Below are 10,410 nucleotides of genomic sequence, written 5' to 3' on the forward strand. Positions count from 1 at the left end.
CCCTGCGATCGCGGGGATCGCCCAGTTCACTGCGTCTTCTTCCCGGTTGGCGGTACCGGCGCCGCCGGGGAGTCGGTCGGCCGCATGGGAGCGGAAAACGGCCCGAGCAGTGCCGTCAGATCACCGCGCGAGCACACCACCTCGACGGTCCCGCCCGCATCATGCAGGAAACGAACGGCGACGGGGTCGTCGATACGCTTGACCGTGGCCGGGTCGATGTCTGCCGGGCCGCTCACGATGCTCGTGATTCCGCACAGGATTGTCTGGGTGAGAAAGGGATTCCCCCCATGGAGCACGAGTACCTTGTGGACCCAGTGCCCGACGCTGCTGATTCGAGCAAAGTCCGGCTCGAGCCCGCGGACGTGTCCCGACACCACCCGCGGCTTGGAGGCGAAACCGTCCGGAAGATGCGTGATCTGACGGCGCCCGCGCAACAGAACGAGGAGGGCACCGACACACAACCAGAGCGGGACACCGAGGAACGTCAGAATGACCCAGATCATCGGCCGCGCCCTTTCTCATATAGACCGATCCTCCCGTACACGGGACACGGCGGGAGACGGATTCGGTCGATCGGTGACACCGCCGTTGGTGAACCTCGTCGACGAGGCAATGGCCGGCCACGATGGACCACCAGCTGGGGTTGCCGGCTGTTTCTCGCCGTGTTCGCTGCGAAACGTCACCAGCTCCCAGCGGTTACCAGCGCGTGAGGGGAAGCCCGCCCATTTCGGCGCCCCGGATCCGCTCTTCGACGCTGTCGGGATCCTCGCCTCGAGTGGGTCCGGTGCGGATTGCGGCGGCGATCTCGCGGGTGCGCCCGGCCGCCGGAATCGGCCGTACCCATCGTCGGTGATGAGTACGGCGAAGATCCAGCAGTCGGTCGGCCGAAGACCGGTGATCCGGGTGTGAGACGGCCTAGCGGCGGCGCAGCCGCAGGGTGAACCCCTCCGGCATCAAAGTGAGCCGCTCGGCCACCTTCAGTTTGTAGTCCGGGTCGCCCTCGATGTCGTACCGGCGCAGTATCGTCCCGAGTACGAGCACCGCCTCGTGGACCGCGAACTGCCTTCCGATGCAGGCGCGTTCGCCGGTGCCGAACGGCTTGTACACGTGCGGGGGACGAGAGCGGATGCGTTCGGGAAGGAAGTTGTCCGGATCGAACTTCTCGGGATTGTCACCCCACACGGGGTCGCGGTGCAGTGCGGGAATGAGTACGAGAACCCAGTCGCCGACCTTCATCGGGTATTTGCCGACGAGCGTGGTGTCGACGGTGGCCTCGCGGGCGTAGGCGGGCGCGGTCGGCCACAGTCGCAGCGCTTCGTCGAGTACGCGACGCACGTACCGCAGTTTCGGAATCTGCTCGAACGCCGGGACTTCGTCGCTCCAGACTTCGTCCACCTCGGCCTGCGCCTTCGCGAGTACTTCCGGGTTCCGGGAGAGGTAATACAATGCGAATGACAATGCGCCGGAGGTTGTCTCGTGGCCGGCGACGAGGAACGTGACCACCTGATGCCTGATATTCAGCTCGTCGATCCGGTTGGGGTCGTTGTGCCGGGCGGCTCGGAGCATCAACTCCAACAGGTCCTCGGGGCCGGCATCGGTGCTGTCGCGTCGGGCTCGGATCACCTCGTCGACCACCTCTGCCAGATAGGTCAGGTTCGCGACGTTCCGACGGTCCGACGGCTTCGCGAGGAGACGCCCGAGCGCGGTGGATTTCAGGAAGGTTGTGCGCTGGGAGTGGCTGAGCGCACCGACCATCGCCTCGACGAACGGATGCGGGCGGTCGCGCCGGAACGAGTCGAACGAATAGCTGAAGCCGGTCCGGCCGATGGTTTCGAGGGTCAGCTTGGTCATGTCGGTCGACACATCGATCGGAGTCCCGTCGGCGTGCCGGTCCCAATGCTCCACCAGTGCGTCGGCCACGTTCAGCATCGTGCCGTGGTAGGAGCGCATCGCGGCCTTCGTGAAGGCCGGTGCCAGAAGGTTGTGCGCCTTGCTCCAATTCGGCTCGTGGCTGTAGGCCGTGAACAGGCCGTCACCGCCGAGTTCGCGGAGGGAGGCGACACCGGGCGCAAGATGCTTGGTGAAACGCGATTCGTCGGACAGCTCCGCCACCATGTCGGCACCGGAAACGAACACGAAGCGATTTCCCAGCACTATTCGTTCGAAGATCGGGCCCAGCTCGGTGCCGATGTCCATCGAGTTCTGCAGGGGAGTGCGGATGCTGATGCCGATGAGATCTCCCAGCCCCGGGAGCCGCCATCGAGGGTGCGGGATGCCTGCGGCCGTGTCCTGCCGAAATATTCCCACGCTCATGCCGGCCCCCGATGTGTCCCGTGCCACTGAATCGATGTCTAGTACGGAAAGTACCCCTTACTGAATCGATGTCAAGTAGTAACGTGGCTGAACATGACCAGTGCCCGTCGCCGCCTCGCCCCCGAGCAGCGCCGCAAGCAGTTGCTCGACATCGGCGCGCGGCTGTTCGCGGACCGGCCGTACGAGGACGTGTGGATCGAGGAGGTCGCGGAGCTCGCCGAGGTGTCGCGGGGACTGATGTACCACTACTTCCCGACCAAACGTGACTTCTTCGCCGCCGTCGTCCAGCGCGAATCCGACAGGCTGCTCGACGCCACCTTGCCCGATTCGACGCGTCCCGTCGAAGAGCAGGTCGCCGCCGGCCTCGACGCGTACCTCGACCACGTCGCGGGACACCGGCACGGGGTCCGGGCAATCAGTTCCGGCGCGCTCTCGGCCGACGCCGACATCCGGGCCATCGTCGATCGGGAACTCGAGGCTCAGCAGAACCGCATCGTCGACGCACTCGATCCGCCCGGAGACGCACGGGAACTCGTCGGCATCGCGGTGCGGGGATGGATTGCGTTCGTGCGGGCCGTCTGCATGGACTGGCTGGACCACCCCGGCGTTCCCGAGAGCGAGTTGCGCGAACTCTGCCTGCGATCACTGCGCGGAATGCTGGATGGAATCATCGACTGACCTCATCACACGCCGTCGTCGGGACGGGCGGCACTGTGGCGGGCCGGGTCGTACGGTTCGAAATAGGACTCGCCGACGACGAAAATTCCGCGCTGAGGTATCCAGAAGTCGCCCAGGCTCGCCTGCTCGGGTAATGGTCCGGGCGGACCGATGTCGGTTCCGTCGATCAGCGCCCGGCTCCGCTTGACGGTCCACAGCATCCGTGGATTCGCCTGGAACTGTTGACCGTTCGAGGTGGTACCCGCGAGCCGGACCCGTCCGACGCCCAGGGCTGGACGCGCGACCCGCGACATTGCCGACAACACCTTCGGCCGGCGCCACCACCCGGCGGGCATCAGCTGTCCGAGGCGGGTCATCGCTGCCGTGGCGACCGAGCGTCCGAGCTCGACCTCCCACTCGATCTTGTCTTTCACCTCCACGGTGAACGCGGACGGACCCGTCCACGTCACCGAGATGTCGTCGATCTCTGCGTCCTCGAGGGCTGAGCCGAAATACCGCGCGCAGCTCAGGTCCGGGGCCACGCTGCTGTGGATCACCCACGACCCCGACGGGTCTCGATGCCACACCGAGTCGTACCCGTCCCCGAGGGAGCTGACGGGAAAGTGTCGGAGCGCGAGGCAGTGTCCACTGGCGAACGGGAGCCCCATCACTCCGTAGCCGGAGAACCGCTCGTCAGTACCCGGTGGGAGAGTCTTCTCGCATTCGGCGATCGATCGCGGGCTCCTGGTCATCACCGGCCTCCTCGAACCGACCTGTATGGCACATATTACTGCCCCGGCCGGTTACCCACACCGATCGGTGATTCGCCGAGAATCCTCGCAAATGGTGCGGTTCGGACAGCGCGACCTCGGCATTGTCACGAAAAGGTCACGGCCGACTACGGTGGAGCGTCGACCACGACGCCGATCATGAAGGAACAACTTCTTGTTACAGAGTGAATCGAAGTTCACGGCTTATCGCTTCCGGGTTCTCGCGCTCCTCATGGGCGTCTTCTCGCTGTGGGTAGTGGCCAGACGAGAGTTCGAAGCGTCGACGGGCTACCTGATGGATCTGTCCGTCTTCCGCGACGCGGGCTTCGCATTTGTCAGCGGAATGCCACTGTACTCCACGGACTTTCCGAGCAGTTCCGGATTCCGCTTCATCTACGCCCCTTTCGCGGCCATCCTGTTCGCGCCGATGGCGGAGGTCGAACCCGCTGTGCTGCAGGCGTTGTGGTGCGGACTCAATCTCGTTCTGGTGTGGTGGATCCTGAAGGTGGTGATGGCCAAGCTCGACGTGCAGCGCCCCGAACTCCTGGCACTGCTGTCGATGGGTCCGGTGCTGCTGTTCGAACCGATGCGTTCGAACTTCGACTTCGGTCAGATCAACATCGTTCTCATGGCGCTGGTGGTTGCGGACTGCGCCGGCGTGATTCCCCGCCGGTTCCGCGGAATCGGGATCGGTCTGGCGGCGGCGGTCAAGATCACACCGGCCGCCTTTCTTCTGGTTCTTTTGGTACGCAGGGACTTCTGGTCGGTGGCTCGCGCACTGGCCACGATCTCCGCGACCATCGGCCTCGGATTCTGGCTGCTGCCGCGGTCTTCGGTCTGGTTCTGGACTACCGAGTTCTTCGCCACCGGACGTGCCGGCGCACCCGACTTCTTCCGCAACCAGGCCGTCACCGGGGTGATCGCCCGGCTCGGTGCCGAGGGCAAGCCGGCGAGTGCCCTCTGGGTGGTCAGCGCCGCCGTCATCGTTGCGGCCGCAGCATGGGCGGCGCAGCGTTTCACGCGGTCGGGTGAGCACATGATCGCGCTGTCGATCGTGGCGCTGGCGTCCCTGCTCGCGGCGCCGTTCGCCGTCACCCATCACTGGGCGTACAGCATCCTGCTGATCCCGATCCTCCTGGCGCCGCGGTACCGCAGCTGGCGGCCGCTGATCGGTACCGCGACCGTGATCTTCCTGATCGGACCGAACTTCGTGTTGCAGGCGTCGTCGTCAGGCTGGGTGGAAACCGTGGTGCGTGAGGTGATCGGCAGTTCCCAGTGCCTGATCGCGCTCGTTCTGCTCGGTGCGGCCGTGGTCGCGGCCCGCTCCCGGACAGCGGGCGAATGTACCGCCGGCCGCCGTAGCAGCGTCGAAAGGTACATTCGCCCGGAGGTGGGAAGCCGCGCGGCGGCCTGAGCGGCGTTATGGTCGATTCATGTGCCGAAACATCACCGAGCTGCGTGGACTCGAGCCGGCGGCCACCGCGGAGGAGATCGAAGCGGCAGCACGCCAGTACGTCCGCAAGGTCAGCGGAATCCAGAAACTGTCCGACGCCAACCGGCAGCCGTTCGAGGAGGCGGTAGCGGTGGTCACCGCGGCCACCACGAAGCTGCTCGACGCGCTGCCACCGCGCAAGCAGCCGCCGCAGACGGTGCCTCCGCTGCGCCGGCCGGAGGTTCGAGCCCGGATCGCGGCGAAGGAAGCGTCGAGCAGCTGAGCCTCAGGCGCGCAGGGCGCTCAGGGCGTCGATGCGCTCGACGGCGTCGGCGACGATGCCGTCGATGAGGTCCTTGCAGGTGGGCAGGTCGTCGAGCAAGCCCACCACCTGACCGGACGCCAGGACCCCGGCCTCGGTGTTGCCCTCGACGAGTCCGGCCTTGAGCAGCATCGGGGTGTTGGCGGCCATGATGATCTGCTGCCAGGTGCGGTCGCTCGACTTCTTCATCGCGAGGCCGTCCTTGACGAGCGTCGACCACTTCATCCCGGTCATGGCCTTGAATTTGGACGCATTGCGGGCGGCGGCCACGAGCCCGCGCAGGTTGCCCGAGTGCTCGAGGCGGTTGACGAGTTCGGTGTTGAGCACGCGGTGCGGCATGCCGTCGACCTTGCGGGACACGGTGGTGTCCTGCAGTCCGCGGGCGAGGTACTCCTTCTTCACCGAATCCGGCACGGTGGACTCCTGGGTGAGAAGGAACCGGGTTCCCATCGCCACGCCGGCAGCGCCGTATGCCAGCGCCGCGGCGAGTCCGCGGCCGTCGTAGAAGCCACCCGCCGCGACGACGGGAATGTCGACGGCGTCGAGCACCGAGGGCAGCAACAGTGTGGTGGCCACCGGACCGGTATGTCCGCCGCCCTCACCGCCCTGAACGATCACCGCGTCGGCACCCCAGGACGCCACTTTCGTGGCGTGCTTGGCTGCACCGATCGACGGAATGACCACGACACCGGCGGCTTTGAGCTTTGCGATCAGTTCCTGTTTGGGCGCCAGCGCGAACGACGCGACCCGCACGTTTTCCCGAATCAGAAGGTCGATCCGCTGCGGTGCGTCGGTGGCGTCGGCACGGATGTTGACGCCGAACGGCTTGCCGGTCAGCGTCTTCGTCTTGGCGATCGCCGATTCGAGTTCCTCGTACGTCATCGTCGCCGACGCCAGGATGCCGAGACCGCCTGCATTGGCGGTGCCGGCGACGAGGCGGGGTCCCGCCACCCAGCCCATGCCGGTCTGGACCACGGGATGTTCGATCCCGACGAGTTCTGTCAGACGAGTTTTGAGCATGGTCACAGCGATACCTCACGGTCACGCAGGTTGCGAGGGTCGAGAACCTCGCGGATCAATCGGAGTTCTTCTTCGGTGGGCTCACGGGTGGTGCCGGCCTCGGCCAGTCCCGCCACCTCGAACGACGTGTTCTCGGCAACCTGTTCGGCAGTGACGCCCGGATGCAGCGACAGCGCGCGGAACGTGTGGTCGGGGCCGCCGAAGTCGAACGAGCCCAGGTTGGTGACCACCCGGTGAAGGTGCAGGAACCGGAAGGCCGGGTTCTGCGGGTCCACTTGGTCGTAGCCGACGCCGGAGACGATGTCGACCTTGTCGCAGAACACCCGCGACGAATGCTTGCCCACCCAGTAACTGGTGGGGTGGTTGATCGTGTTGCCGGGGGCGCCGCGGACACCGAACATCTGACGGGTGGGGTGCTGGAGCGGACCGAACGCGGACAGGTTCTGGTTGCCGTGGCGGTCGATCTGGTTGGCGCCCATCACCACGTGGCGTCGACCGGACGCGACCACGTCGAACACCTTGCGAAACGGCATCCAGCCCTCGATCGGGGCCTTCGCTCCGACGGCCGGGGTGTCGGCGAAGATGAGGGCCTCGCCGTCGGTGATCAGGAGATCCGGTTCGGTGGTGAGGCGCGCCAGGCGCGCCCCGATGAGGGGCAGCGTGGCCATGGGGCTGGCCATGATCTCGCCTGCCCCGGAGAAGATTTCGGCGCACGCGATGGCGCAGTACTCGGCCCGCGTCACCTCGGTGATGGTCTCGCTCATGCCTGCTTCCCTGCTTCCGAATCGGCGGCGAACTTCTTCACGGCGGCCTGGTAATCGTCTTCACTGCCCGACAGGTAGGTGTCGACGAACTTCTGCCACGACTCCGGGTCCTTCGCCGATTCGGCGTAGTGGCGCTGGAACTTCTCGTCGCGTCCGTAGCTGTCGCCGGCGAGCGTGAAGTGCGCTCCGTTCGGTGCTTCCACGACGCCGTCGACCATCATGCGGTTCAGGATGAGATTTTGTATCGGAACGGATTTCACCAGTTCCTCCGTCTCGACGACGCGCTCGACGGAAACGTAGCGCTTCTCGGCCGCCGCGCAGTAGAGATCGTCGAAGTAGGGGTCGACGCCGGTGTAGGCGGCGTTGCCGTGCTTGTCCCCGATGTTCAGATGCACCAGTGCCGCATCGAGATTCAGTGCCGGCATCGCGATCAGTGTCTCCGATTTGCCCGAGGCGTCAGGGTAGGGGGAGGTGACCGTGCGTAGTTCGTCCCCCCAGAAGTTCCGGACGTCGGATCCGAGCCCAGCCCGGATCGGCAGGAACGGCAACCGGGCCGCGGCGGCTTCGAGCCCGCACTTGACCATGCCCTCGTCCATCTCCCGCGCCTCGATCTCGCCGCTGGTGCGCGCCTTCGCGAACCAGGGGTCGTAGTACGGGGCCGAATCGAGCGACACGAAACCGTAGTACGCCTTCTTGACCTTGCCCGCCGAGCACAACAGACCGAGGTCGGGTCCGCCGTAGGTGACGACGGTGAGGTCGGTGACGTCCGAGCGGAGCAGGGCCCGGACCAGTGCCATCGGCTTGCGGCGTGAACCCCAGCCGCCGAGACCGATGGTCATTCCGCTGCGGAGTTCGCCGACGACGTCGTCGAGCGACATCCTCTTGTCACGCTTGGCCGCCATCGCGTCAGCCCTCCCTGTTCGAGTTGGTCCGTGTCTTGCCGGTCTCGACGAACTCGTCGCGGTGCTCGTCGGAGACGCCGATGAGGTTGAGTTCGAAGGTGTAGCTCTGCTCGAGCCGGTAGCTGGTCTTGACGTCGACGGGGTCGATGCCGTTGATCGCTTCCTTCGCGCAACGGATCACCCGGGTGTCCTTGGCTGCGATCTTGGCGGCGATGTCGCGGGCGGTGTCGTCGAGCTTCTCGCGTGGCACCACGTCGTACACCGATCCGAAGTGCTGGAGTTGCTGCGCGGTGACGTTCTGCGCCGTGTAGTACAGCGTGCGCATCATGTGCTGGGGGACGAGCCGGGCCAGGTGCGTGGCGGCACCGAGTGCTCCGCGATCCACCTCGGGGAGACCGAAGACGGCGTCGTCGGATGCGACGATCACGTCGGCGTTACCGACCAGGCCGATGCCCCCGCCCACGCAGAAGCCGTTGACCGCGACCACCACGGGCACGGCGCAGTCGTAGACGGCGGCGAAGGCGGCGGCGCAGCCGCGGTTGGCGTCGACCAGCGCGCCGTATCCGTCGGTGGCCTGCATTTCCTTGATGTCGACGCCGGCGTTGAAGCCGCGTCCCTCCGCTCGCAGGATCACCACGTGCGTGGCCGGGTCCTTGCCTGCGTCCAGCACGGCGTCGGCCAGCTCGAACCATCCGCGTGACGGGATGGCGTTCACCGGCGGGTAGTCGACGGTGACCGTGGTGATGCCGGCCCCGTCGGTGGTGGAGGTGATGCCCATGGCATGTTCCTTACGTCTTGTACCGAACCAAGCAATTGCTTGGTAAGTTAGCACACGTGCTGTCCCGAGGGTTCTGAGCTGGGCAGCACGGGAAACCCGACGGCGGAGCGGACGAATGGCTCGTTGGCAGCCCACGTCAGCGGTTCGACACCGACCGTCCCCGGCGGCGGCAACTACAGAGGAGAGCACATGAGTGGATTGGTCGACGGTCGCGTCGTCATCGTGACGGGTGCGGGACGAGGTATCGGACGCGCCCATGCCCTCGCGTTCGCGGCTGAGGGGGCAAAGGTCGTGGTCAACGACATCGGCGCCGGCCTCGACGGCTCGGCGACGGGCGAGAGCCCCGCGGAACAGGTGGTGGCCGAGATCGAGGCGGCGGGCGGCCAGGCCGTCGTCAACGGCGACGACGTCGCGGACTGGGCCGGAGCTCAGAACCTGATCAAGACGGCGATCGATACGTATGGGCGTCTCGACGTGCTGGTCAACAACGCCGGATTCCTGCGTGACCGCATGCTCGTGAGCATGAGCGAGGAGGAGTGGGACGCCGTGGTTCGCGTTCACCTCAAGGGCCACTTCGCCACCCTCCATCATGCGGCCGCGTACTGGCGTGCCGAGTCGAAGGCGGGCAACGTGATCGATGCCCGCATCATCAACACCAGTTCCGGTGCCGGACTCCAGGGTTCGATCGGGCAGGGCAACTACGCCGCGGCCAAGGCCGGCATCGCCGAGATGACCATTCAGGCTGCCGCCGAGTTGAAGAGCTACGGCATCACCGTCAACGCGATCGCCCCCGCTGCCCGCACCCGGATGACGGTGGGCGCCGGCGGCGCGATGGCCGAGTCCATGGCCGCGCCCGAAGAGGGTTTCGACGCGATGGCACCCGAGAACATTTCTCCTCTCGTGGTCTGGCTCGGTAGTGCGGAGTCGAAGGATGTGAGCGGGCGCGTCTTCGAGGTGGAGGGTGGCAAGATCACCGTCGCCGAGGGCTGGCGCCACGGCCCCACCCAGGACAAGGGCGCACGCTGGGATCCGAAGGAGATCGGTCCCGTCGTCGCGGATCTGCTCGCCAAGGCGGAAACTCCGGTCCCGGTCTACGGCGCCTGATCTGATGGTCGCGGCAGAGGCGACGCGCTCTGCCGCAACCGTCCGATCGGAGCACCGGGTTGCCCGAAGTCTCGGGCACCCGGTGGCGACTTCTTCATCGAATCTTCACCGAATCACCAGCCAAGGCATATTCGCTGGGGGCACGCTCGGACTTGATCGGTGAGGAAGCGGTGCCGTGGAGCGGTGAAACCGGTTGCGGCGTGTACCGAGGGGGTGGTGACGACACCGAATTCACTGTCCGCAATTACGTCCGAGGAGGAGATCGTGGTCATCTTCTACGAGATATTGCTGGTCCTCGCCAGCGTGCTCATCACGTGGTTCTCGCTGTATGTCCTCTACCGCCTGATC

At 66.0% G+C, this 10,410-nt stretch carries 12 protein-coding genes; 5 read left to right on the plus strand and 7 right to left on the minus strand.

The window, feature by feature from the left end:
- Window positions 1-26: 26 nt before the first annotated feature.
- Window positions 27-503 carry a hypothetical protein gene (locus tag WAW17_RS11455; RefSeq protein WP_422333098.1) on the minus strand — a complete coding sequence of 159 codons (477 nt, stop codon included), beginning with the start codon at window positions 501-503 and terminating at the stop codon, window positions 27-29.
- On the opposite strand from WAW17_RS11455, the gene WAW17_RS11460 reads away from it, so the two are divergent.
- Window positions 490-909, plus strand: coding sequence for a hypothetical protein (locus WAW17_RS11460; protein WP_422333099.1), 420 nt, complete (start codon window positions 490-492; stop codon window positions 907-909). The two genes, WAW17_RS11455 and WAW17_RS11460, sit on opposite strands and share 14 nt — an antisense overlap.
- Window positions 910-915: 6 nt before the next feature.
- Here the strand turns inward: WAW17_RS11460 and WAW17_RS11465 are convergent, their stop codons facing one another.
- The gene (locus tag WAW17_RS11465) at window positions 916-2,313 is read right to left on the minus strand and encodes a cytochrome P450 (RefSeq protein ID WP_422333100.1); all 1,398 of its coding nucleotides are present in this window, start codon (window positions 2,311-2,313) and stop codon (window positions 916-918) included.
- A 93-nt stretch (window positions 2,314-2,406) separates the two neighbouring features.
- Between WAW17_RS11465 and WAW17_RS11470 the strand changes: the two genes are divergently transcribed.
- Window positions 2,407-2,991, plus strand: coding sequence for a TetR/AcrR family transcriptional regulator (locus tag WAW17_RS11470; protein ID WP_422333101.1), 585 nt, complete (start codon window positions 2,407-2,409; stop codon window positions 2,989-2,991).
- A 5-nt stretch (window positions 2,992-2,996) separates the two neighbouring features.
- Here the strand turns inward: WAW17_RS11470 and WAW17_RS11475 are convergent, their stop codons facing one another.
- On the minus strand, window positions 2,997-3,722 hold the full coding sequence (locus tag WAW17_RS11475; protein ID WP_422333102.1) for a hypothetical protein: 726 nt from the start codon (window positions 3,720-3,722) through the stop codon (window positions 2,997-2,999).
- A gap of 193 nt (window positions 3,723-3,915) precedes the next feature.
- On the opposite strand from WAW17_RS11475, the gene WAW17_RS11480 reads away from it, so the two are divergent.
- Together WAW17_RS11480 and WAW17_RS11485 are read left to right on the plus strand one after the other, a co-directional pair.
- Window positions 3,916-5,154, plus strand: a complete 1,239-nt coding sequence (locus WAW17_RS11480) for a glycosyltransferase family 87 protein (RefSeq protein WP_422333103.1) — start codon at window positions 3,916-3,918, stop codon at window positions 5,152-5,154.
- 19 nt (window positions 5,155-5,173) lie between these two features.
- Window positions 5,174-5,455, plus strand: a complete 282-nt coding sequence (locus tag WAW17_RS11485; RefSeq protein WP_422333104.1) for a DUF2277 family protein — start codon at window positions 5,174-5,176, stop codon at window positions 5,453-5,455.
- Window positions 5,456-5,458: 3 nt separating this feature from the next.
- Here the strand turns inward: WAW17_RS11485 and ipdC are convergent, their stop codons facing one another.
- The 4 genes from ipdC to echA20 are packed head-to-tail and all read right to left on the minus strand — an operon-like array spanning window position 5,459 to window position 8,958.
- Window positions 5,459-6,514 (minus strand): (3aS,4S,5R,7aS)-5-hydroxy-7a-methyl-1-oxo-octahydro-1H-indene-4-carboxyl-CoA dehydrogenase, encoded by a 1,056-nt coding sequence (ipdC, locus tag WAW17_RS11490; protein WP_422333109.1) that lies wholly within the window; start codon window positions 6,512-6,514, stop codon window positions 5,459-5,461.
- Window positions 6,515-6,516: 2 nt separating this feature from the next.
- Window positions 6,517-7,278, minus strand: a complete 762-nt coding sequence (ipdB, locus tag WAW17_RS11495; protein ID WP_422333105.1) for a cholesterol ring-cleaving hydrolase subunit IpdB — start codon at window positions 7,276-7,278, stop codon at window positions 6,517-6,519.
- Window positions 7,275-8,180: a cholesterol ring-cleaving hydrolase subunit IpdA gene (ipdA, locus tag WAW17_RS11500; protein ID WP_422333106.1), complete on the minus strand. Its 906-nt coding sequence runs from the start codon at window positions 8,178-8,180 to the stop codon at window positions 7,275-7,277. Before ipdA ends, ipdB begins: the two co-directional genes overlap by 4 nt.
- A gap of 4 nt (window positions 8,181-8,184) precedes the next feature.
- Window positions 8,185-8,958: a (7aS)-7a-methyl-1,5-dioxo-2,3,5,6,7,7a-hexahydro-1H-indene-carboxyl-CoA hydrolase gene (gene echA20 / locus WAW17_RS11505; RefSeq protein ID WP_422333107.1), complete on the minus strand. Its 774-nt coding sequence runs from the start codon at window positions 8,956-8,958 to the stop codon at window positions 8,185-8,187.
- 189 nt (window positions 8,959-9,147) lie between these two features.
- On the opposite strand from echA20, the gene WAW17_RS11510 reads away from it, so the two are divergent.
- The gene (locus tag WAW17_RS11510; protein ID WP_422333108.1) at window positions 9,148-10,062 is read left to right on the plus strand and encodes an SDR family oxidoreductase; all 915 of its coding nucleotides are present in this window, start codon (window positions 9,148-9,150) and stop codon (window positions 10,060-10,062) included.
- Window positions 10,063-10,410: the final 348 nt, after the last annotated feature.

The sequence above is a fragment of the Rhodococcus sp. (in: high G+C Gram-positive bacteria) genome (genome assembly GCF_049286785.1).
Taxonomy (GTDB): Bacteria; Actinomycetota; Actinomycetes; order Mycobacteriales; family Mycobacteriaceae; genus Rhodococcus_F.

What these genes read in the sequence shown, in the direction of transcription:
- WAW17_RS11460 (WP_422333099.1), top strand. Translation starts at nt 490, where the DNA reads ATGACCCAGATCATCGGCCGCGCCCTTTCTCATATAGACCGATCCTCC.
- WAW17_RS11455 (WP_422333098.1), bottom strand. Translation starts at nt 503, where the DNA reads ATGATCTGGGTCATTCTGACGTTCCTCGGTGTCCCGCTCTGGTTGTGT.
- WAW17_RS11465 (WP_422333100.1), bottom strand. Translation starts at nt 2,313, where the DNA reads ATGAGCGTGGGAATATTTCGGCAGGACACGGCCGCAGGCATCCCGCAC.
- WAW17_RS11470 (WP_422333101.1), top strand. Translation starts at nt 2,407, where the DNA reads ATGACCAGTGCCCGTCGCCGCCTCGCCCCCGAGCAGCGCCGCAAGCAG.
- WAW17_RS11475 (WP_422333102.1), bottom strand. Translation starts at nt 3,722, where the DNA reads ATGACCAGGAGCCCGCGATCGATCGCCGAATGCGAGAAGACTCTCCCA.
- WAW17_RS11485 (WP_422333104.1), top strand. Translation starts at nt 5,174, where the DNA reads ATGTGCCGAAACATCACCGAGCTGCGTGGACTCGAGCCGGCGGCCACC.
- ipdC (WP_422333109.1), bottom strand. Translation starts at nt 6,514, where the DNA reads ATGCTCAAAACTCGTCTGACAGAACTCGTCGGGATCGAACATCCCGTG.
- ipdB (WP_422333105.1), bottom strand. Translation starts at nt 7,278, where the DNA reads ATGAGCGAGACCATCACCGAGGTGACGCGGGCCGAGTACTGCGCCATC.
- ipdA (WP_422333106.1), bottom strand. Translation starts at nt 8,180, where the DNA reads ATGGCGGCCAAGCGTGACAAGAGGATGTCGCTCGACGACGTCGTCGGC.
- echA20 (WP_422333107.1), bottom strand. Translation starts at nt 8,958, where the DNA reads ATGGGCATCACCTCCACCACCGACGGGGCCGGCATCACCACGGTCACC.
- WAW17_RS11510 (WP_422333108.1), top strand. Translation starts at nt 9,148, where the DNA reads ATGAGTGGATTGGTCGACGGTCGCGTCGTCATCGTGACGGGTGCGGGA.